General features: G+C 38.6%; 27 protein-coding genes, 1 tRNA gene and 3 pseudogenes. 11 read left to right on the top strand and 20 right to left on the bottom strand.

Annotation, left to right across the window (positions count from 1 at the left end; genetic code table 11):
• Positions 1–5 precede the first annotated feature (5 nt).
• The 6 genes from IG80_RS0108785 to IG80_RS0108805 form a co-directional block, all read right to left on the bottom strand.
• Positions 6–1238: a S8 family peptidase gene (locus tag IG80_RS0108785; RefSeq protein ID WP_032113696.1), complete on the bottom strand. Its 1233-nt coding sequence runs from the start codon at positions 1236–1238 to the stop codon at positions 6–8.
• Positions 1239–1288: 50 nt separating this feature from the next.
• The gene (locus IG80_RS0108790) at positions 1289–1531 is read right to left on the bottom strand and encodes a hypothetical protein (RefSeq protein ID WP_032113697.1); all 243 of its coding nucleotides are present in this window, start codon (positions 1529–1531) and stop codon (positions 1289–1291) included.
• A gap of 125 nt (positions 1532–1656) precedes the next feature.
• A tRNA-Pro gene (locus IG80_RS0108795) sits at positions 1657–1733 on the bottom strand.
• A 91-nt stretch (positions 1734–1824) separates the two neighbouring features.
• Positions 1825–2145, bottom strand: coding sequence for a hypothetical protein (locus tag IG80_RS0108800; RefSeq protein ID WP_032113698.1), 321 nt, complete (start codon positions 2143–2145; stop codon positions 1825–1827).
• A 126-nt stretch (positions 2146–2271) separates the two neighbouring features.
• Entirely contained in the window at positions 2272–2433 is a 162-nt protein-coding gene (locus tag IG80_RS15160; RefSeq protein ID WP_232224384.1) for a hypothetical protein, read from the bottom strand.
• Entirely contained in the window at positions 2430–2657 is a 228-nt protein-coding gene (locus tag IG80_RS0108805) for a hypothetical protein (protein WP_032113699.1), read from the bottom strand. The genes IG80_RS15160 and IG80_RS0108805 overlap by 4 nt, the downstream gene beginning before the upstream one ends.
• 216 nt (positions 2658–2873) lie before the next feature.
• On the opposite strand from IG80_RS0108805, the gene IG80_RS0108810 reads away from it, so the two are divergent.
• Positions 2874–3917: a hypothetical protein gene (locus IG80_RS0108810; RefSeq protein ID WP_032113700.1), complete on the top strand. Its 1044-nt coding sequence runs from the start codon at positions 2874–2876 to the stop codon at positions 3915–3917.
• 239 nt (positions 3918–4156) lie between these two features.
• Here the strand turns inward: IG80_RS0108810 and IG80_RS0108815 are convergent, their stop codons facing one another.
• Positions 4157–4642 (bottom strand): peroxiredoxin, encoded by a 486-nt coding sequence (locus IG80_RS0108815; RefSeq protein WP_032113701.1) that lies wholly within the window; start codon positions 4640–4642, stop codon positions 4157–4159.
• Between the two features lie 133 nt (positions 4643–4775).
• Here IG80_RS0108815 and IG80_RS0108820 point away from each other — a divergent pair, with 133 nt between their 5' ends.
• A complete protein-coding gene (locus tag IG80_RS0108820; protein WP_075553217.1) occupies positions 4776–5363 on the top strand; it encodes a YqgE/AlgH family protein in 588 nt (195 codons plus the stop codon).
• Positions 5364–5466: 103 nt separating this feature from the next.
• Here the strand turns inward: IG80_RS0108820 and IG80_RS0108825 are convergent, their stop codons facing one another.
• Positions 5467–6699: a M16 family metallopeptidase gene (locus IG80_RS0108825; RefSeq protein ID WP_032113702.1), complete on the bottom strand. Its 1233-nt coding sequence runs from the start codon at positions 6697–6699 to the stop codon at positions 5467–5469.
• 409 nt (positions 6700–7108) lie between these two features.
• Here IG80_RS0108825 and IG80_RS14700 point away from each other — a divergent pair.
• Both IG80_RS14700 and IG80_RS0108830 read left to right on the top strand, forming a co-directional pair.
• Positions 7109–7234 (top strand): annotated as a pseudogene (locus IG80_RS14700) (IS6 family transposase); the annotation flags it as partial.
• A gap of 75 nt (positions 7235–7309) precedes the next feature.
• The gene (locus IG80_RS0108830; protein WP_032113703.1) at positions 7310–7576 is read left to right on the top strand and encodes a hypothetical protein; all 267 of its coding nucleotides are present in this window, start codon (positions 7310–7312) and stop codon (positions 7574–7576) included.
• 226 nt (positions 7577–7802) lie between these two features.
• On the opposite strand, the gene IG80_RS0108835 is transcribed toward IG80_RS0108830, so the two are convergent.
• The 4 genes from IG80_RS0108835 to IG80_RS0108850 form a co-directional block, all read right to left on the bottom strand.
• Positions 7803–8063 (bottom strand): SemiSWEET family sugar transporter, encoded by a 261-nt coding sequence (locus tag IG80_RS0108835; RefSeq protein ID WP_032113704.1) that lies wholly within the window; start codon positions 8061–8063, stop codon positions 7803–7805.
• 646 nt (positions 8064–8709) lie between these two features.
• Positions 8710–8916: a DUF2795 domain-containing protein gene (locus tag IG80_RS0108840; protein WP_032113705.1), complete on the bottom strand. Its 207-nt coding sequence runs from the start codon at positions 8914–8916 to the stop codon at positions 8710–8712.
• A 41-nt stretch (positions 8917–8957) separates the two neighbouring features.
• The gene (locus IG80_RS0108845) at positions 8958–9533 is read right to left on the bottom strand and encodes a DUF2383 domain-containing protein (RefSeq protein WP_032113706.1); all 576 of its coding nucleotides are present in this window, start codon (positions 9531–9533) and stop codon (positions 8958–8960) included.
• 181 nt (positions 9534–9714) lie between these two features.
• The gene (locus IG80_RS0108850) at positions 9715–10032 is read right to left on the bottom strand and encodes a KGG domain-containing protein (RefSeq protein WP_052046284.1); all 318 of its coding nucleotides are present in this window, start codon (positions 10030–10032) and stop codon (positions 9715–9717) included.
• 212 nt (positions 10033–10244) lie between these two features.
• Here IG80_RS0108850 and IG80_RS13400 point away from each other — a divergent pair, with 212 nt between their 5' ends.
• Both IG80_RS13400 and IG80_RS16845 read left to right on the top strand, forming a co-directional pair.
• Entirely contained in the window at positions 10245–10424 is a 180-nt protein-coding gene (locus IG80_RS13400) for an IS6 family transposase (RefSeq protein ID WP_052046285.1), read from the top strand.
• A 42-nt stretch (positions 10425–10466) separates the two neighbouring features.
• Positions 10467–10550, top strand: a pseudogene (locus tag IG80_RS16845) (DDE-type integrase/transposase/recombinase); the annotation flags it as partial.
• A 215-nt stretch (positions 10551–10765) separates the two neighbouring features.
• On the opposite strand, the gene IG80_RS16275 reads toward IG80_RS16845, so the two are convergent.
• On the bottom strand, positions 10766–10900 hold the full coding sequence (locus IG80_RS16275; protein ID WP_320408882.1) for a hypothetical protein: 135 nt from the start codon (positions 10898–10900) through the stop codon (positions 10766–10768).
• 208 nt (positions 10901–11108) lie between these two features.
• Between IG80_RS16275 and IG80_RS13405 the strand changes: the two genes are divergently transcribed.
• Positions 11109–13406, top strand: a complete 2298-nt coding sequence (locus IG80_RS13405; protein WP_052046286.1) for an SEL1-like repeat protein — start codon at positions 11109–11111, stop codon at positions 13404–13406.
• Between the two features lie 132 nt (positions 13407–13538).
• Here IG80_RS13405 and IG80_RS0108865 read toward each other — a convergent pair whose 3' ends face one another.
• Positions 13539–14060, bottom strand: a complete 522-nt coding sequence (locus IG80_RS0108865; protein ID WP_032113707.1) for a hypothetical protein — start codon at positions 14058–14060, stop codon at positions 13539–13541.
• A gap of 376 nt (positions 14061–14436) precedes the next feature.
• On the opposite strand from IG80_RS0108865, the gene IG80_RS16850 reads away from it, so the two are divergent.
• The 4 genes from IG80_RS16850 to IG80_RS0108880 all read left to right on the top strand — a co-directional run bounded on the left by IG80_RS16850 (position 14437) and on the right by IG80_RS0108880 (position 17936).
• A complete protein-coding gene (locus IG80_RS16850; RefSeq protein ID WP_084756328.1) occupies positions 14437–14571 on the top strand; it encodes a transposase family protein in 135 nt (44 codons plus the stop codon).
• Positions 14572–15009: 438 nt separating this feature from the next.
• Positions 15010–16794: an F-box protein gene (locus tag IG80_RS0108870; RefSeq protein ID WP_032113708.1), complete on the top strand. Its 1785-nt coding sequence runs from the start codon at positions 15010–15012 to the stop codon at positions 16792–16794.
• Positions 16795–16938: 144 nt separating this feature from the next.
• Positions 16939–17307, top strand: coding sequence for a transposase (locus tag IG80_RS0108875; RefSeq protein ID WP_032113709.1), 369 nt, complete (start codon positions 16939–16941; stop codon positions 17305–17307).
• Positions 17289–17936 carry an IS5 family transposase gene (locus IG80_RS0108880; RefSeq protein ID WP_232224393.1) on the top strand — a complete coding sequence of 216 codons (648 nt, stop codon included), beginning with the start codon at positions 17289–17291 and terminating at the stop codon, positions 17934–17936. The genes IG80_RS0108875 and IG80_RS0108880 overlap by 19 nt, the downstream gene beginning before the upstream one ends.
• A gap of 162 nt (positions 17937–18098) precedes the next feature.
• Here IG80_RS0108880 and IG80_RS13410 read toward each other — a convergent pair whose 3' ends face one another.
• The 6 genes and pseudogenes from IG80_RS13410 to IG80_RS0108910 form a co-directional block, all read right to left on the bottom strand.
• Complete coding sequence (locus IG80_RS13410; RefSeq protein ID WP_052046287.1) at positions 18099–18710, bottom strand: ProQ/FINO family protein; 612 nt, start codon at positions 18708–18710, stop codon at positions 18099–18101.
• A gap of 179 nt (positions 18711–18889) precedes the next feature.
• Complete coding sequence (locus IG80_RS0108890) at positions 18890–19081, bottom strand: hypothetical protein (protein WP_032113711.1); 192 nt, start codon at positions 19079–19081, stop codon at positions 18890–18892.
• Positions 19078–19350: a MerR family transcriptional regulator gene (locus IG80_RS16855; protein WP_420887385.1), complete on the bottom strand. Its 273-nt coding sequence runs from the start codon at positions 19348–19350 to the stop codon at positions 19078–19080. Before IG80_RS16855 ends, IG80_RS0108890 begins: the two co-directional genes overlap by 4 nt.
• A pseudogene (locus IG80_RS0108895) lies at positions 19324–20052 on the bottom strand (Fic family protein); the annotation flags it as partial. The pseudogene IG80_RS0108895 and the gene IG80_RS16855, both read right to left, overlap by 27 nt.
• Before the next feature lie 201 nt (positions 20053–20253).
• Positions 20254–20520 (bottom strand): phospholipase D-like domain-containing protein, encoded by a 267-nt coding sequence (locus IG80_RS0108900; RefSeq protein ID WP_032113712.1) that lies wholly within the window; start codon positions 20518–20520, stop codon positions 20254–20256.
• 159 nt (positions 20521–20679) lie between these two features.
• Entirely contained in the window at positions 20680–21405 is a 726-nt protein-coding gene (locus tag IG80_RS0108910; protein WP_198027328.1) for a tyrosine-type recombinase/integrase, read from the bottom strand.
• Positions 21406–21567 lie beyond the last annotated feature (162 nt).

Here is a 21567-nt window from a genome sequence, read left to right on the forward strand (position 1 = left end):
ACTACTTAAGCGGCCTCTCCCTCCATTTCATCTGAGTTAGAATCAATATCCATGGCAGCTATATTCATTTTTGATAAGCGCTCTGCTTCTTCAAATGCCCGCACAGCATTGATCCGGCCTAAACCATGAACATCTGCTTTATAGTCAGCTCCAAATTTATTATCCACATCTTCCCAGAATGGATCACAAGTTTGGGTCAAGCATTGCTTCAATTCAAGTGCCGTTAGAGTAGGATAATACTTATTCATTAAAGCTAGAAGCCCTGAAACATGAGGCGTTGCCATGGATGTTCCTGACATGGTATCAAACTTATCCCACGCAACAGTAGATAAAACATTTTCCCCCGGAGCAAAAACAAAATCTTGCGAGAACACACCAGGAAGGTTTGAAAAACGGCTTACTGTGATGCCATCTTCCCGCAGACTCCCTACAAGAAGCATCCGTTTAAACATCTCTGGCTTTTTCCCCATCACCCAAGCATTATGGTTCCCGAACCACATACCATGGAACCAGTATTGATAAAAGTTTGGTGAGAGTTCCTCAGTTAAATATTTTGAGTCATTGCCCGCTGCCATCACCAACAAACGGTCATTTTTTTCCAGCTCCTCCATGAGTAAATCCAATTGCCGCACATCACTTTTGTTGAGTAAGAAGTGGAATGATGCACTGATAATTTTCGTATCACTATTTTTAATACGCTCAATTAAATCGGGAATACCACGGTATTCAACAGGTTGTATCTCTGCTCCGAACGCCACCCCCTTTTTAGCACCAGATCGCTTTAATGCCGCAATAATGCCAGCGACATGGGTTCCATGCTCATCATCTCGCTTATATTTTTCACCTTTTTCAGGATATTTGATTTGATCCTCATCAGTTGCCACAAAATTAACTTGACGATTATCCACAAAACCGCAGTCCCATACGATGGCTTTAGCCCCATTCCCTGTCATTCCCTCCTCATGTAAAAGATCGACACCTGTTATTTTGTGGGGATGCAATGGCCCTTTTAGCAAATATTTAGCTGAGTTTTTCTTCACATCTTCAGCCAACTGGCGCCATTTTTCACGTTCTAATTTTTCATGTTCTAGAAATTGAACAAAAATATCTGAAAAAGGGATAGATGAAAAATTTAGATGGGTTATATAATCATTAAGGCCAAAACGGTGGATAAACTTTTCTGTGTAGCGTACCCAATTATCATGATCTAAATACTTTTTATGCGTATAATCACTCAAATCACGCTTTTTATAAAAGAGTTCGCCAATTTGAGGATACTGATAAGGATTTATTTTTTTGAATTATCATAAAGATATTCACGTTGATACACTTCACGGTTTAATGCTTTTTCAGTAAATCGAAAATTATCCCGCCTATATTCTGCCCCCAACCGCTGAACGATTTCGTTCTTAACCAACATAAAATCTTTTTCTTGATCACTAATGCCGGGAATGGGAGCATTAGCTGCCCAGCAGAAATTTTTGCCCAAAAATACAGCAACAGTAGCACAGATAAACAAATATTTCATCATATCAAAACTCCTGAGCAATATAAGACAATTGATACCCTACAGTTTTGAAATTAAATTACCGCAAGTTAAGATGTGATTAAAAACAGATCACTTTTTTGAATAGTTGGGAAGAATATAGAATAGAATGGTCGGAACGGCGGGATTTGAACCCACGACCCCTACCCCCCCAGAGTAGTGCGCTACCAGGCTGCGCTACGTTCCGCAATTATCAGACTCTGTGAACACAGAATCTAGAGAAATATAGCCGCATTAACCGGTGAACACAAGAGATATTGATAAAAAATTCACCTGATTTATCTATTTTCTTGCAGCGAACTGACCTTAACAGTAATACTCCGCGACCCTGGGTCTCTTATCCCCAAAATTTCAGAATCGTTCATTTCATGCCCCTCACGATACATATGCATTTGCTCAACTTTGGCTGCAATTTTTTCGTTACGGTGTATAATCACCTTAATTTCTTTCACCGTCATCAGATCATCATTAAAATAAATATTGCTTTTATACGCTGGAATGGCCTCCTGGTCATTTTGAATCAGTATATCATAAATGCGATGATTATGGTGCGCTTCACAGGTGAAAAACTGGCTTAAAAACAACAAACTTTTAAACATTACTTTTACTTTCTGAACTAAAAATAATATTTAAAAGCTTAACAAAAGAAGATTAAGTTTCATTTAAAATGGCTATAAAAATACGCCCCTCAAACCGAGGAGCGTTTGGTCAAAAAACTAGATAAATTAGTCTTTTGCTTGATTAGCTGGGTCAATACGCAGCACTGAATTCGCGTCAGCAACTTTTTCAGAAACTTGTGGTGCAGGCGTGGGTGCTGCCATCTTTTGTGCTGGGGCAGCAGCAGGAGCTGTTGCTTCAGTTTTTTTAGCCTCATGATGCTTTTTCATATGATGATGCATTTTTTTTCATGATGTTTTGCCACGTCATGATGCTTTTCCATATGATGTTGATGGGAGTGCATTTTAGCCTTGTCATCAGTCTTGGTCGTTGGCTCAGCTTTTGGCGCTTCAGCTGCAGCTGGAGCTTGTTGCATTCCTTTGTCCATATTTTCGCTGGCAACCGCAACTGTTGTAACGGCAAAAAGGCTTGCCAATAAATACTTTAGGTTCATAATTTATCTCCACATGGTTTTAACTATACGATATTAAGTATGAAATAGTTAATATAGCTTTTACAGCACAAAACTAAATTTTTAATAGAATTTCTAAATATGTGGCTTTTCATGCTCAACTTCTTGAAAAAATTAAAAAACAGTTAATATTTCATAAAAAGAATGCCATACTATTTTTAAGGAAAGTATATTCAAAAAAGATGAGTACCCTCCACATTGTTAAGAACGACACCTCTTTATAGAGATCAGCCTGAAAAAACCAATGAGGCAGGCAAGGTATTACCCCTTCTGCTGCCTGAGGCACGATTTTCTACACCTGATGTCAGCACCAACAAAATGGCGGGCTTTATTCCCAAATTTTTAACAGGTGGGCCGTTATTACAGTCTGCTGATCTTGAAATTAGTCGCCAACAACTTGGCAAAGCCGGGTCTTCCCGCCGTTCTCGCATCGCTTTAACTTACAATTGGTTACTAGAGGAGCTCTCTTTTTCCATGAACAAAATATCTTTAGCTGGATTAATTTTTGGGTTAATGGTGTTAGGTAGTTTATTCTTTGTGATTGGCTTCCTGGCAGCCGTCGCTACCTTCGGAACAGGTAGATCATCGTCCTCAACATCCTGGGCGAGTGCCAATCAAGAACACAAGGGCTCTACAGCTGTTGGCAAACTAGCAGGCACAGTAGGCGGCAAACTTCTGCGGGATGAAGTTATTAAAGTTGAGTCAAAACTTGGTGGCGGCGCCCTGTCAAAGGTTGTGAATCATGTTCCCCCTGCGCTGCAACCATTTGCCGCTCAAGCGCAAAATCAGCTCGCCATCAAATCGCAGCAGCATATAGAAGGAATTTCAGGAACTGTTCATGGATCCTTCTCGCCCCATACTTTCGGTTCTGCCCAGAATGTGCCCCATCCAGGACCACAGTCTAGTTACCATCCTCAGTCAACTGTGGAAACTAACCTTCCTTCAAAACCACAGCCTGCTGCTTTTGCTCCAAAACCACACCCACAACAGCAATACCAGCAAAGACAACAGCAACTACGCTCTCACCCTTACCAGCAGCAGCAACAAGGTTATCAACAAAGGCCACCTATGCCTGCTCAACGCCACCTACAATCCTCTCCGCAGCAGCAACCAATTCAGCAGCATCAACAACAGCACCACCGTCATCTCGTTCAACAGAATCCTCAACGACCGCCGCAGCAGCCCCCTCAATACGCCCAAAACCAACAAATCCAGCCGCCACAACAGCAGGGATATAGGTAAAGGCTGAAAAGAAATTGGACTCTCCGCTTTGAGTGGATTGTTATTGCTGTAAAGCTTCAATAATTCGTCAATGAAAAGTATGATACTCATCATGATTGGAAAACCGGTAATTTTAAACATCCGGTTTGAGCGAATTCTGGAATTCCAAATTTCCGCCCCTAGCCTGCTTTCCTGAAAAAAATTCAAAGCGAAAAGGTGCCAAAAATCATAGGTTACAAAAACCGTTTTTTAGTTATAGTTTACAAAATTTGACCTAATATGGTGGGTGCTGCAGCCACTGTACAAGCCCCGGAAGAAGTTTCGATGTTAAGTAGACGGACAACACCAGACTCTACATACATAGAATAGCGCTGCGAGCGAATTCCCATCCCAAATGGTGTTGCATCTAAAGTCAGCCCTAGGGCTTGCGTCAAGCTGCCATTCCCGTCAGAAATAAAATTGATTTTATGTTCCACTTTGTGATGTTGCGCCCAAGCTTTCAAAACAAATACATCGTTCACCGCTAAGCAAATAACCTGATCAACGCCTTTTTGTTTAAAATTTTCAACTGTCTCAGCAAAGCTGGGAAGGTGAGATCCACTGCATGTCGGTGTAAAGGCGCCGGGAAGACCGAAGATAACAGCCTTTTTATCAGCCAAATAATCATAAAAATTAATTTCACTGATCTCATTATTGGTTACATACTTTACCGTCACATTGGGTACTTTTTGATTGATATTGATCATAGTAACCACCTAAAGAAAATATTATTTCTTTATATTATTTATTATAAAAATAAAAAGAACAAGGGGGGGCGTTAAACCATTCTCAATAATTCATCCTATATGATTACATATAACCCCCATTAAAGTGATCAGGATGATGGCAGAAGCACTACAATATGACCCACAACACGGATTTCTAACGGGAAAACTATTAGTTGCCACGCCTTATTTACAAGACCAACGCTTCCATCATTCCGTTATTTATATGTGTGGCCACGATGAAACAGGCGCGATGGGCCTCATTATTAATAAGCCGCTGGTTTCTGTAAGTTTTAAGGACTTACTCGATCAGATAAAGGTCTCCTATGACCCTACTTCTCCCGATGGTCCAATTAATTATGGGGGACCAGCAGAAGTGGGACGCGGGTTTGTCCTCCACACTATTGACTATTTGGCTCAAGCCTCCGTAACCATACTTAATACTTTTGCCCTAACTGCAACTATTGAGATCTTAAAAGCCATTTCAAATCGTGAGGGACCGCGGAACGCTCTGGTGGCTTTAGGTTATGTTAGTTGGAGTGCCCAGCAGCTTGAAACCGAGATCCAAAACAATGGCTGGCTGGCCATAGAAGCACACGAAGATCTTATTTTTAATAAAGATCCAGCCAATATCTGGCATCATGCGATGGCCTCTATTGGCGTGGACCCAACACATCTCACCGCTGAGGTAGGACGTGCTTAGCCCTGGGAAGTGATTATCATTCGTGCTCTGCCAATAAGTCCTCTTTTAGTCATCTGCGATCTCAATGGAAAAGCAGAAACCAGCAGCATTAGGTTAGGTAAGCTTAATACCCAACCAATTCTTGAATGGGTCCATGACCAACAAGAGATGACTTGCGGGTCAAAAGCGATTCAGAAAACTGAATAACATTCTCAAAAGTGACATTTTCAACCAGTTTACTGATCTCAGTTAAAGGGATTGGATGACCATGGATAAGAGTTTGTCTGGCTGCCTGCTCGCAACGGGCCATGGTACTTTCCGCCCCCATCATTAACCCTGCTTTTAGCTGAGCCTTCGCGCGATTTACCTCTTCCATAGTTAATGTTTTGGGTACCTTTCGTAATTCTTCATACATCGCCGGCAATAAATCTTTCACCTGGTTTTCTGAAGTGGCCGCATATACGGAAAATTGGCCTGCGTTTAAATAACTGGTGGGGAAGGAGTAAATTGTATAGACTAAGCCGCGCTTTTCCCGAATTTCCTGGAATAGCCTCGACGACATTCCGCCACCAAGAAGGGTCGAATAAACAGAAGATACATAGTAATCTGGGTGGTGATAAGGGACACCTTCAAAACCGAAAACAATATGCGCTTGCTCCAGATCTTTTTCAAAAATCCGCACACTGCCTTCAAAAGTTGGCGTTACCTCTTCAGGGGCAACCTTAGATGTAAATTGGGTAAGTTTTGCTTCAGCAAGCGCGATCATCTCTTCATGCTTAATATTCCCAGAAGCGGCAAAGACGATATTCTCTAAGCTATAATTTTGCCGCATGTGATTTTTGACTAAATCTGGAGTGAAAGATCTAACCAGTTCTTCTGTTCCCAAAATGGGTCGGCCAATGGGCTGATTAGGATAACACATATCCTGAAAATAATCAAAAATAATATCGTCTGGAGTATCTAAAGTTTGGCCGATTTCTTGGATGATTACCTCTTGTTCTCGAGCAAACTCAATAGGATCAAAGAGAGAGTTTTGCAAAATATCGGCAAGGACATCTGCAGCAAGAGCCGCATCTTCCTTTAAAACACGAGCATGATAAGCCGTCATTTCGCGGGAAGTATAAGCATTCAGATATCCGCCAACCGATTCGATAACTTCAGCAATTTCTTGAGCATTACGCGTTTGCGTCCCCTTAAAGGCCATATGCTCCAGCACATGAGAAATACCATTCACCTCAGCCTTTTCGTACATGGAACCAGTCCCAACCCACATCCCAATCGCGCACGATTGCACGTGCGGAATCTCATCGGTAGCGACTCTTAATCCATTAGCGAGCGTCGATAAACGTGCAACCATAATTTCCCCAAAAAAAATAATAAAGTTTCAAGAAAACACTTTCTTTTCACATAATTTCAATCAATATCAACATAGAAACGAATAGAAATTACAATTCTTCTTCTCAATTGAGAATTATAATTTCCAATAAACACCTTGTTTTGCCCCCTTTTCTGAAGGAGAAAACAAATGTCATTTTACTATATAGCACTTTTTCTGACGAGCACAATCTTTAACGTATTAGCAGCAGAAAAACCACACCATAATACGCCAGAAGATAAATTGGTATCATCTCATTAACTTAACTTTTAAAATTAATTAATATAAGATATGAACTTCTTCAATAGGAGGTCGCATGATTTATAAACGGCATCGTTTTCCATGTTGGTTATGGCAAACCGTTGATCAAGATGGTTATGCATACTGCCCCATTTTATCGGTCATAATGCTGTTTGTTTATATGAAATGTCGATTTTCTTTAAGCTATCGTGACTTAGAGGAAATAATGATAATACATGAGGCTGAAATGAATCATTCAACCATTCAACATAGTGTTTGCTGATCTTTAACCCGTCCACATCTTAATATAGAAAATTGTAGTACCGTACATTTACCGGATGTAGAGAGCTTCTTGGATAACTTTTTAAAAGAAGGAAATTTTTCGCAAGCTCACTTCCCTTTAATAGTTATAGAAGATAATCCCTTCACTGCTCTATTAAAATTGCTAGAAGAAAATGGTTATCTCCAAATAGCATTGGTGGGAGATAATCCTAATGAAAAAATTAGAACGCATTCAACCCATTTATATTTTTTGTTCCCTACCTACCGAGGAACCACAAGTGATAAAGAGACATACAGTATTGTCTTGCATATCATAAACGTGGAAAAGAGTATTTAACTTATGAGGGAATCATCCTTCACGGCCCCTTATACTTAGATACTGAAGAGGAAAGCGACTCTCTTCATTTTACTCTTACGAGGATAAAGGTGACGGTGACTGTGGCTTTAGTACTCTTGGAACCACACGAGCAAAGAGCTTAAAGCTCCTTAAAGGTGCAGGAGATAGCCCTGTTATAAGGGATGCACGTACCATCCCGAACAAAGCCACTTGCAACATAACTTTCTTAACTCTTATGCTCTTTAAATTTCATTATCAATATATAAAGTGCCAGAATACCGGTCACTATTTCTGTTACAAGAAGTGGGTATGACTCAATCAGCCATGCGTACACGCCCCATAAAATTAGCCCAATAAAATAGATAACATACATCCCTAAAGATATCCCTTTTGTGGAATGAGTCCTCCAAACCTTGAGGGCTTGAGGTAAAAAAGAAATGGTGGATACAAATCCTGCCAAAAGACCTAGAAATTCAATATTTGTCATGATACTTATTGTTCTTACGTTTTTTCATTATGGGTTGCTAAAATAAGTGGGCCTACTCCAAAGTTAGACCAAATTCGTTGAGAAAACCCGGCTTTTTATCCCTCTAAAAGGGAAGGGGTGTATTCTGTGATAAGCGAGCAAGCCTTATGGAGTGTCTGGTACCCTAAGCACTATGAGGCAATGCGAGTTGTGTTCTCGCCACCCACTGCATAATTTTCAATTTAGCATCCTCCACGTTTAAAAACCAGTGCTCCTTAAGAATTTGTCTGAAAAAAAGGACTGACTAAGTCTCTATCAAGATTAATGGCCAACAACATTGGTTATGGAGAGCCGTTGCTCTTTTTTAAGGGGGGAATTACCACTGCTAGCCGTGATTTCCTTTTTAGCGTAGAAAAAGGAATGGTAAAAATCAAGGGAGAGAGGAATCAACTTGAATGTTAATTCTTAAATTAACGCTCAGCATGACAATGATATTAGAGATTAAAACCCCCTGGATAAGGAAGAGTTAAGGCGTTGATATTGTACCTAAAATAACCCTTGATTTTAGACTCAGTATTAACGCCTATTGCACTTTATCATGGGAATCAACTATTCTATCTTTCCAACCTCTTTAGAAACATCTACAGGACTATTGTATTGATGTTCACTAAAAATTTATTAAGAACATTGATGACATCCTGTGGGGCTCCATTTTTTTAGCTTGGCTGGTGAGATCTTGTTTACTTGCTGGATATTTTATTCCTTCAAGATAACGTTCTATAGCAGCAGGGCTAGCTTTCTCTGGATTATCCCTCCCACCTTCACTTGCTTTTTTACCACTTTCTTGGCACCCATCTTTATTTTTATTAACCATCTTTATTTCCCTTTAAATCTAGAAAGCTCTAACACATTATATTATAATTGCGTTGCGACATATTGAAGTATCTTATGGTCAGACTCATAGATCTCTTTTATTTTAGCCTTTACATCTTCTGGCAAATCGGATGAATTTAGCTGAGATTCGTAAATCTTTACTATTTTTTGAAGATTGGTATGCAAAGCTGCCATAACCCCTTTATCACTTAGTAAACCTCTCATTGCCGCGTACCCTTGCATAAAAAACCCTTTGAAATCTCGAGAGTATGAAGGAGCTTCTCTACCGTAAGCATGGACAAGGTTACTCAAAACTTTAATGTGTTCTTCACATTGTTGCTTAAATTGACGGAGCTTTTCTCGTAAAACAGAGCTATTTATGTTCTCCATTGCCTGCCTTATAAGAAAAGAAGCATCAATTTCAGCTTGGGCAAGCTCCTGCAATATTTTTGCTACATTTTCAGAATAATTATCTTTAGCCAGTACCTTATGTGTTTGATGTGTTTGATTTGATGAGACATTCGTAGCATGTGAACTCTGAAATGAAGAAGGGCTAACTAGTAAACTGCTAGCAATAGTAACAACTATCCATTTACACTTAAATGTGAGTGATCGCATGGTATAAAATCCTTCCTAATTTATTATTTTAAATCAATATATGCTTTATTTTCTTATTCCTTATCTGTGGATCTATAATTTGGTGAGAAAGAGTATAACTTCTTTTTTAAAAACATATCACTTGGTTAGCTATGAATAAAAAATCCAGTCACTCTCTTTCTTCCAAGATAAATTGCACCTTTTATTTTTTGTACTTCTCATCCTTATCTTTTTCTTTTGTTGAGTCTTTTTTAACTTCCTGGCTCATTTGTTCCGTTCTTGCTTGGCCATCTTTTTTGCCCATTTCTACATAGCCTTCGTGGCCCAGTTGCTCAGCCCGTGTCTCGCCACCTTTTTTACCTATTTCAGAATAAGCTTCATGCATCCTTTTTTTTTGCTCATCTGGGGTGGCATCTAGACGTTTATTCTTGTCACTTTCTTTGTTTGATTTATTTGCATTAGTATTGTTGTCATCTTTATGAGCCGCAAAAACAATACGTTGGAAATTGTACGCCATCATTTTTACTCCCTTTAGGAATTCATTCCACATTTCATTCATTCCTTAATTCAATTTGACAAGCTAAAACTACAATAATTTCATTATCTTAATAAGGTGAAATAAGAAAAAAAATTCTTTATTTAAGTCAAATTATTAAGACAAAGGGGGATACCCTCAATTTAATTTTTAAAATTAAATAATATAAGGTATGAGTTTTTTAAAGAGGAGACGTCGTGCTTTATAAACGACATCGATCTCCAACTGAAATTATCTCTTACGCTGTTTTCTTATATCACCGTTTTGGTCTTAATTTACGAGATATTGGTGAAATATTAGCTTATCGGGGAATAGGCGTCAGTTACGAAGCTATTCGTAAATGGGGTGGTAAGTTTGGCCCTTTATATGCTCATTAACTAAAGAGGAGAGCGCCTCGAAGAGGTGGTCAATGGCACTTAGACGAAGTTTCTGTCAAGATTAATGACCAACAACATTGGTTATGGAGAGCCGTTGATCAAGATGGTTATAAACTTGATATTTGAGTCCAAAAACAGTCTCTGCTATGCGATTTTCTATAAGCTATTCATTGGGTTACAATACAGTCCTAAAGTCATTACTACCGATAAATTGAGAAGTTATGGGGCGGCCAAAAGAAGACTAGGATTAAGCATAGAACATGGTAGCATCAGAGCCAGATTTTTAACCCATAGCAAACGACAGGGGACTCTTTTAAAATTAGCTTACTAAACTAGGGGCATTACAATACCTCGATCCCTCTTTCAAAGAGAATTTCGCTGATATCCCTCGAACTCAACTTATAGCGATAATAATGACGAATGGCATAGCCGATGATGATTTTAGGGAGATGGTAGCCTTTGTAACGATCTGTCATGGCCTATTCCTTCCTTTACCCATAACTATCTATCAGACTCTTCCTCTCTAAACAAGTTGACGACGCCTGTATGCCGGTATCATCCCATTTAAGCAATTAATCCCCTAAGCAATTAATCTCTTAAAAGGTTAATAATTATTTGATTTTAAAGAAGAAATATATTTCTCTTCCATGAGAGACTAAGAAAAATTTAATAAAGAGGTGCTCCATGCCATTTCATCATCCCTTGGCCAACACACTTAAAAAGATATTTAACTGGTGCCGAACTCTTATTGCTTTTATGATCCTATCTTCTCTATCTGCCGAAGCCATGGATCATCCAGAGATGTATGATTTACGGCAGCACCAAGGAGCTGGTCAAAAAAAGCCCGAGTATGTTCCAAAAACAGAGCCCTTTGTAAAAGGAACATTGAAATTCAAATATACCTTCAGCTACCAACCACAACAAGCTTCTTTACAAAAAGATACGCCTCGACAGGAGAAGCCACCTCCTATTCCCTATGTGGTTCAAGATGCATTGGTGGCAAAAGTTATAGAGGAGGAGCCAAAGGCGACAAAACAAAGTGGTTCTTCAACCCTAGACCATCGGTACCAAGTACAAGATCCTTCACAATGGCCTTATTGTGTTCACGGTCATCTAATGATGGGATTTGGAGAAGAAGAAAAAGTGGTTGGCTCTGGCATTTTGGTGGGGCCTAATCATGTGTTAACAGCAGGTCACAATCTCTATAGATATGATTTAGCCAAAAAATCATCCCAGCCAGAAAAAGGATGGCCCCAAGAGGTTTGGTTTAGCCCAGGAAGACAAGGTGAAAATTTTCCCTTTGGCTATAGCAAAGGATGTATTCTGCTTTGCCCCAAAGAATGGATAACCAACTCTCGGCAAAAAGATGCTTATGATTTTGGAATGGTGATCCTAGATAAAGCAATTGGTAATAAAACAGGTTGGTCTGGCTTACTGTATGCACCAGATATCTTCTTCAAAAAATGGGAAATTATGGTAACCGGTTATCCTGGCGAAAAAGGCAGTAAAGATTATTATTCAACTCAGATGTGGGAGATGCAGAACCGCAGTGAAGATAGATGGTTTGATCCTGAAAAGATTTTTTATAGAATTGATACTTCTTTTGGTCAAAGTGGAGGAGCAATCTGGCGACAATGGCCCAGTCCAATTTCTCCAGAACAAAACAGCGTTTTTACGATTGGGATTCACACAGATGGCAGCATAAATGGAAACAATAGTGGTGTACGAATCACAAAAGATAAATTTGCTCGTATTGTTGACTGGATCAAGACCTATCACTTAGAAGATGCTCTTCCCTATAGTATCCCAGAACCAATGGTACGGCCAATTGCTGGGATGAAAGAGCCCAAATCTGCCGATGAGTGGTGGAATGAAGGAAATGACTTATCTACCAAAAACAAGCCTGAAGAAGCGTTTGTTTGCTTTTATAATGCGTTAGTGAAAGCTGGAGATAATCCTTCAAATGAAATGCTTCTAAGATTGGCTGATTGTTATCGTGAAGGAAAGGGGGTGAAGCAAAATTATCTGGAAGCCTTCAATCTTTATATGAGTATAGAAAAACCAGAGGATTCTCCTCAAGCTCTATTTCAGATTGGCAGATTTTATCTTAAAGGATTAGGTGTTCCCAAAGATATAGTTGCTGGCTTATATTTCCTTGAAGAGTCAGCAAAACAAAGAAATATCCATGCTATACATGAGCTACATGGCTTTTATTTAGCTAATGGTGAATATCAAAACTTAGAAAGAGCACAAAAGCTTTACGACCGTGCACGAGCTCTTGGAATGCCTATCCTGAAGCACGAGTTTTTGGATAAGCAGCGTATGCTTGAAGAGTCAGAAGACTTCTGGCGCCAGGCTGCAGAGCAAGGGGTAGAAGGCGCTCAATTATTTCTAGGGATACGTTTGCATGCGCAAGGCAGGTATGAGGAAGCAAGAAAATTCTTTCGCCAGGCGGCAAAGCAAGGAAATGCAGACGCACAGTATAACCTCGGTATTATGTATGAGAAGGGCCGCGGTGGTGATAATGATGACTACAAAGCTGTTAAATGGCTCACCCAGGCTGCAAGGCAAGGATATGCACTTGCGCAGCATTGCCTTGGCATCATGTATGAGTCTGGCCGCGGCGGTCTCGACAAAGATGATCGCAAAGCCTTTAAATTATACGCTCAGGCTGCAGGGCAAGGGCTTAATCTCGCGCGATATAACCTCGGCTATATGTATGAGACTGGCGGCGGAGGTGTTGACAAAGATGGTCGCAAAGCCTTTGAATTATATACTCAGGCTGCAGAACAAGGGGTTGCAGAAGCGCAGTGTAACCTTGGTAATATATATTGGCGTGGCAGCAGTTATGGTATTGAAAGAGATGTCCTAAAAGCCATTGATTTGTATACCAAGTCAGCAAAGCAAGGAAATCCAGTCGCGCAAAATAACCTTGGCCGCATATATGCAGCATTGGCTACTAATACAGATTGGATACCATAAATCCTGAGACAGGATTCTCATACTGTGTTTAAGCTCGGAGATTATTTTTAAGAATCTTGAGAGTTGAAATAAAAGAGTCTTTTTGTTGTTTTAAGCAAAAGGAAGACTCCTTTATTTCAACGCTTTTCTAAACTAGGGGCCGTATATCTTTTCCGGAAGGTTTTCATACCTTAATGCTCTGACAATCTCTGGTGCTACTAGTTTCCTGACAACAAGGTTATCTCCTGCACCTTTGAGAAGCTTTAAACTTTTCTGTCGCGTGGTCCCAATAGCACTAAAGCCACAGTCACCATCACCCCTGGTTTTCTTAAGAGTAAAATGAAGGGAGTCGCTTTCCTCTTGAGGATCTAAGAATAAGGGACCTTCAGGAATAATTCCCTCATAAGTTAAATACTCTTTTCCGCGCTGCATGATATGCAAAGCAATGCTGTATGTCGCTTTATCATTTGTAGCCTCTAGATGAGTAGGGAACAAAAAATATAAATGGGTAATGGGCTCTTTATATGTGTGATTATATTCCTCTCCAGACAATGAGGCTTTAACTCTATCATCTGTTTCTAGGAGTCTTAATATAGACTTAAAGGGATTGTTTTCTATAATTCCTAAAGGAAAGTGCCCCTCTAAAAAATTTCTTTCTCTTAAAAAGCTATCCAAAAAACATTGGACATCCTCTAAGTATAAATTATTGTAATTTTCTATATTAAGATGCGGGTGGTATACCTTACTCCATTTTGGATTATCTCAATAAGTTGATCTTGTGCGCAGGCAGAATTATTTGATATTATAAGTGACAGACTTATAAGAAGTGAGCTTATTTTCTTCATTAGAATTCCCATTTTATGAAATATGGCAAACCTTATATAGGTATTTAACTTATTATTTTCAATAGGAATCTGGACATTTTCCAAATTAAATAAAAGGAAAATCAATAAAGAACGGTGCCAGGGCAATTGCATGAAGAAAGGAATATTGAAAATGGTAGTGTTATTATGAGAATAAAGTAAAAAAACAGCATAAAAAGTTAGAAGCTTTGTGTATCATAAAATTTATAGAGGAAGTTGAAGACCCACGTGATTCCTGGAAAATCCATTGTAATTTAAGCAGTCTTCTTTTCACGGCATTATGCGCCGTCTTATCTGGTGCTCAAACTTGGGATGGTCTCTAAAAGGCACTCCATTAATTTGGCGATTTTCTAAATCTTTCTGTAAGGAATTTAGAGTACTATACTCTTTCTCAGTCTAGTTATTGATTTTTTCATCCCTCAATTCTTTATTTAATATAAAGTCCCCTCAGAGCCTTTTATCCAGGATTTGTTGCGGATAAGGCAAACAACAATCTTTAATTATTTCAAGAAAATCAGCAAAAGTTTCGCAGGTAAAAAGAGCCACAAAGGACTTATATCACAAAAGATACACAAAACCTAAGCTCATAGGAAAAAAAGAGCGGCTTTACACGTATAAAGCCAATCTTTTGCATTAAAAAAGGAGATAATTCCCAAACTTATTGAAACCATCTCTTTTATGCTTATGTATAGGAGAAGAAAAATTTTTACCGTATATAACTGTAATTTTTTCTTTGATCTTAATAAAAAAGGAGTCGCTTGATGAGGACACTAACAAAAATCTTACCCCTCTTTTTTCTCTTTGCTGCACCAATGACAGTTCTAGCTATGGATGGAGACAATATTCCTGAAAGCAGAAATAAAAGGCCTTTGGATAAAAGCGAAAGAGAACCTGAAGTACGCAAAAGGCAAAGAACTCAAGCCCAAGAAATCATTGATACGCTTGACCAAAAAGAACCTGACGAGAAATACAGAGAGATCCATAAGGGAAGCGAGAAATATAAGAAAATTGACGAGTTTGAAAATCATCTGGGGTCTTTAAAAAAACTTACTCCGGAGTTTATAAAATTATTTTTGGGCAACGATCCTGAAAGAAGATTAGGAATGATGGAGGATGTACTCGAACAGCTGAAAAAAAGATATTATCGTGACTTCTTTGCTAAGCCCACCTCCCTAGATTATAACAGCACATCATATCTTTCAGATGAGCTTAAACACCTAATCCTTTCTTATTGTTCAACGCACGATTTGGCAAATTTGCTACTTGTTTCCCATGAGGTAAGAGATGCTGTCTACAGTCTTATGCCTGTTTTCAAGGAAGTGGTGGAGTGTGGGCAATATAAAGATATGGATAAGTTTTTGAGGGACTTTCATGATGGCAGTCCCTGTGCTCATGCAGCTATTGGGATTGCGCAATATCAGAGCCCTAACAGGGAAACTTACTATTATCAACGAAATAAGTGGTTGGATTTAGCATTTAATGAATGTGATTTGTCAGCTGTTTTTTTCGTTTTTCAAAATAGGCTATTTACGAATGCCGATGGAGATAAAGATAATGTATACGAGAATTTAGAAATAATAAGAGAGGTTTATGAAAAGCAGGATGTGGGCAAAGATTTATTGTTAGATAAGGGGGTAGCCAATTATTTAGCTCACCTTATCGAAGAGCGTAAATCAAAAAAGGAAGTTTTAAGTGTTGTGGAAATACTAACAACAACTTTGGCTGGGTCTATAGAGGCAAACCTTATCCTTTATGATGCATATCTTACAGGAATAGTGACTAAAAGCAAAAAGAAGATAATTGTACTTCCTAAAGATACAGATAAAGCAGATAAATACTTTAGTAAAGCAAATGAGATAGCAAATACTTTACCAAGCTTTGAAAGAGGTATGGCTCACTTTGAAATAGGGTTTTGGCAACTTATTAAGGCTAGCGGTAATAGGAAAATTCAAGCAACAGATCCTTCTTTAAAAATAATCAATCTGCAATGGGAACGAGCAATAGACGCTTGGACTGAAGCAGAAGAAGGAAATCGCCAAAAAGCAGTTGCTCATTTTAAAGAAAATATTATGAAAAGCTCCCTTTTTTCCTGGGCTTCAAGGTCATCAAAATTCTCCTCTTTTAATTCTACATTTCTTTCAACAACTGAGCAATACGGTGGAAGCTTGATAGAAAATGAATATATAGCTTTCTGGTTTTTATCAATATTATATGAAAAAGATAAAAAAATTAGTGATTCGCTAGAACCTTATCACAAAGATATAAACATGGCGTTAGTAGCTGCAAGAAATGCAGCAGACATTACATCTCGCTATTCCCGTCAATACTCAGAAACTGAGTTGAAAATAGCATCTAATTATTACATTCATGCCATTAGAGAAAGTTTACCAGACTGTAATGAAGAATTGAGGGATAAGCTTACAAATGAGCTTAATGCTATTCCACAAGGAAAACTATCCCCGCTAGAACAATTTGAAGCATATGAACGTATTCTCAAGCAGCTTGGTTTAGGTGATCCCAGCATAATGCTAAGCCCTGTTGAATAGTTCGGTAATTAAATTTCTTATATTAGGGTATAGGGCAGCCTGTTTTAGGCAGGCCCTATTTCGTTATTATTTCTGGTTGCGAGCAGATAATGCAAGAGCTAAAAGAGGTATAAGAATCAAGAATAGCAACGATAATACTTAGTTATGTCATCCCCAATAACCACCTTCCGTGTCAAGAATTGGTCGACTTACAATCAAATTTTGCAAGATCGATGGGATATTAATTTGTGGTTTGCACCTGAAGTTGTCAATAAATGGTACAAAGCAGGCAAATCAGAGTCTCACTATTCTAATCAAACAATCTTGGCGTGTTTAACCATTCGCGCGTTGTTCAATTTATCTTTAAGAGCTACTCAAGGGTTGATTAATTCGCTCATTAAACGGCTGGATCTTCCCATAAAATGCCCCCATTATAGCCGATTATCGCGTCGCGCCCAAGGATTGGGAAAATTAAGATTCCACGGACCAAAAGATCTTCTGCCTTTTGTATCGCCATTGACTCCACAGGTTTAAAAGTTTATGGGCAAGGGGAATGGCATGTGAAAATGCACAAAGCCTCAAGAAGACGCACTTGGAGAAAAGTACACATTGCAATGGATCCAGTCACTCAGCAGATTACCTCTTGTGTGTTGACACCTTCAACCGTCCATGATAGCAAAGCCTTTTTTCAGCTTTTGAAACCATTGAAAGATCCTGTTAAAAGGATTTATGCGGATGGGGCGTATGATAACCGTACCACTCACAAATTCCTGTTTGAACGGCAGATAAAGCCTTTTATACCTCCCTCGATTGATGCCACCCTGTCATATAAAAAAGTATTCAGAACCCATTTGGGAAGAAAGAGGGTTATTGATCCGTATCCTGGGCTTACCTGGCGAAATCAAGCTATAGAGCATAAGGAGCAGTTTACCAATCGACGAGAGGGGCTAAATGACTGGAAAAGATCTTCTGGCTACCATTTACGCTCTCTTGTGGAAACGACTATGATGCGTTTTAAAAGAACATTCAGCGATAAGCTTCGTTCACGGCTTCTTAGCACTCAAAAAACAGAAGCATATATAAAATGTTTAATTTTAAACAAATTCATTGAAATGGGGCTGCCGCATACAGTTCCAGTTCTTTATCTCCCCGGAAAAGGATAATTCTCTTTCGTTAGATCTTTTTCTCTTCGAAGTAATATTGTTTACTTTTCAATAACTTAGGCAAAAACGCAACAGGCCTTTTATCCACAGATTATGTGGATAAGTTTGTTGTTAACTGTTTGTTAACCTATGGCTCTGGCTACTCTCCTCATGGCTCACACCTTATGCTTGTTTATTAGGCACGTCTCTTTGTTGAGAACCAACGTCCTTTTGATTGTCACAAGCCTTCTTTTCTTTCATTTTCTGTTTCCAGGCTTGTCGTCTTTCTTTTTTCTCAGCATAGAATCGCTTTTTACGTTCAATGTATTGAAGGAGCTGTTCTTCTGCACGCTGTTGATGCTCTGGTATAACTTCTTCGACAGGCTCTCCTTGGAGGTCAAAGCGGTGTTGGGATTTTGAAAGGGCATCTAGATATCTTGGTGCCCCAGCGTAATAGGCAATAGCCCAGCGGATAGCAAGTCGAGGGAAGGGCAGATCTTCTGGTAAAGTAGCAAATATATCTTTTTCAATGCGTTTTTTTAAAGGTTTAGGTTCATCCCAATTAAAGCAGTTTGGATAGGTATCATGCAGCCAGCCAAGCGCATTTTGTGTCTTCTCAGACCGTTGTTGTCTGGCCTCTTGCTGTTCTTTCTTTATTATGAGCGCGTGTTGCTTGGCTTTAGCTGCTTTTTCTTTTCTATCTCTTCTTGTGTTTTTTAGGCGGTTTATTTGCTTGAGGTTTTTGTTTTTTAGACCCTTGAGGTTGGGGGGCTTTTGATGAGGCGCCCTTGTCATACAAGTTTTTTATCTGCTGCAATTTTTCTTGCAGTTGGGTTGGAGCTTTTCCGTTTTTCCCAAAATTCACTGAGAGCGTTTTTTTAGATTCGGTCATTAGAAATCTCTAAAAAGGTTGCTAGTTGTTGTGGTTTAAAGATAGTAAAAAGCTGTTTTTACATCACCTGTAAAATTAAATCTCATTTTACATTTTGAGGTATCAAAGGAAGAAGATCAGCTTCAATATTGTCTTCTTTTATCCATTTGCCGGTAAAAGCTGATTTATTAATATCTTTGCTTTCATGATAAGAAAAACTTTTTGAACCACCAATTGCTACAATTTCTAAACATACTAGTGATAGCGCTATAGTAAGAATGTTAAATTTGGTCATTTTAATTTTTTTCTTATTTCTTCAATGGTCAAACGATCCTTTTTTAATTGCTTTATGTACTCGCAACGCTGAATCATCCCAATTTCATAGAGGTGGTAGCCAGATTCAGTTATTTTGGCAACATCTAGTAATCCTTCTTTTGTCCAGTAGCGTATGGTTACTATGGTTTCTCCAACTGCTTTGGCAAGCTCTCCTATTTTTAAGAGAGTATCACTATCAATATCATTATTAGTGGTTTCCCCTTTTGCAGCTTTAAGGTAGATATCCAATGACCGATCCACGGCTTTGGCAATAATTTTCTCGTAAGGTTTTTTTGAACCACCTAATTGAGCTTCTTCTAAAGCACTTATATAAGCCAATCTGTCTTTTTTGCGAATAATAGCAGGTGGGTAACCCTGCAGAATCAATAGCAAATTCATTAATAACCTTGCAGTTCGCCCATTTCCATCTACGAATGGATGAATAGTCACAAGCCGATAATGAGCCTCACCAGCAAATGCGACTGGGTGCAAGCCAGAGGGGTTAGTTAACCATGCATGAAATTCATCCATAAGATCTGGAACTTTTCTAGCGTTTGGCATTATCACCGCTGAGCCAGAAATACGAATGGGAACATTACGATAATGGCCTGCGCTTGCATCATCAATGCTCTTTAAAATTATTGCATGAATACCGAGGATATCATGGGCTTTAAGATCAGAAGGAGATTTATTAGCTAAGGAATAAATAAAATCTAAAGCATGAGAATGGTTAGTCGCTTCCAAATGCTCTTTAAGAGACTTTCCACCTACCGTCAAACCTTTCTCAATAACGACTGCAGTTTCACGTCGAGTAAGAGTATTCCCTTCAATGGCATTGCTAGTGTAAGTAAGTTCCACCCTAAACCAATCATCTAGGTTTCGGATAAGCTCATTTGGCAAGGGCCGAAGCTGGTCGAGAGAGTGCTTTTTTTGTGAAAGAGTACTATACATCATGCAATAAAGTATAAAGTGTCACATAATACTTTTCAACCTATTTTAAAAGATCATAAAATAAGGGATACCAGCCCCAATTTTAGTATCTTTCTAGGCTTATTATTTAATTTATCTGTAGGCTTTAAGGTAAGAGTTTTTGAAGTGGCTTTTATCATTAATTACGCTAGTTGGCTGGATTCGCTTACTGTAAATTATATATTATTTTTTTGATAAAGGCTTTAATTTTAACCCGCAAGAAATGTGTGAGGGATTCAAGCTGTGATCCCACCGATTTTGCCAGTTGGCAACATATTCCTGGGTAACAGTTTTATCATGGATCACCAACAGATTTTCAGCGTTACGCTTATAGGCTCCCTTACTAAAATTATAAGACCCTCCGTTATATTGGTAATCAAGTAAATTCTTTAAGATTGAATCTAGAAGGAAAGCCTTTCTCCTCTGAGTATTTGTGTATGTTTTAAGCATTACTTTCTCCTCCTAAGTCCCGTACGATTTGCTTTACGCGCTGCGCTACATTTGTATGCCTATCAATTTCCTTTTGCCATCCCCTTTCTTGGGCATCTTTTATTAATTGTAGTTCAATTTTGTATTTTTCTAAAAGCTTAGGAAGATGTTCTTTTGTAGTTACAAACTTTGGGCAAAAATAACACGCATCAGCAAAATCGCACATAGGCTCACGGGTATGATGGAAGCAGTGTCCCTAAAGCGAATAAAAATCTCTTTTTTTCTAAAATTAACATCTTCAAAGTACAAACCTAATATTTCTCCAATCCGCATACCTCCTTGTAATCCAAGAAATAAAATCGCTTTATCTCTCCATGTTTTTAAGGATTTAAGAAGAATGGTAAAATCATCCTCTGCTACAGGCCGAGGCAACCTCTTGGCTTGCTTTATCTTAATGAACTTTGAGGCAACCTGGTTTTGTTTCTTAGCAAATGATAAGAAGCCTCGATATGATTGGCTAACAGGATGGTTTTTATAATCAATTATTGCCAGTTGGGGATTACGAGTGTCGGAAGTAAATTCAAGCCAGCTATAAAATGAGGATACAGATGAAAGCATACGCTTAATAGTGCTGGCAGATAAATTCCCTGGTGACTTTATCTTTTCCTTTGAATTAGTTCGGCCACTTTTTAAGGTATTTAAATATTCTACTAATTCGCGAGGATGTATAGTGTTATATTGCTTATCAATACGATCTAAATAACTAAAATAGCATTTTAAATCAAATGCATAGTTTTTAATGGTATTGGGGGAATAATTTTTTACACTTAGAAATGTTAGGAAATCTGTAATGGGTTTTATCTCGTTATGCTTTTCGTCAACTACGCGATAATTTATTTGACCCATCTCTCCTTTGGTAATCGTTTCGACCTTCATGAGACTGGTTCTCCATCGTTTCGATAAGGTATCTATATCATACTTCTAGGATTACCAATATAACCACCAATCAAAATATGAGCATCAATGATAATGATTTTGTTATGAACTGTAATCTTTATTGTGTTACTC

Source organism: Candidatus Paracaedibacter symbiosus (assembly GCF_000757605.1).
Taxonomy (GTDB): domain Bacteria; phylum Pseudomonadota; class Alphaproteobacteria; order Paracaedibacterales; family Paracaedibacteraceae; genus Paracaedibacter_A; species Paracaedibacter_A symbiosus.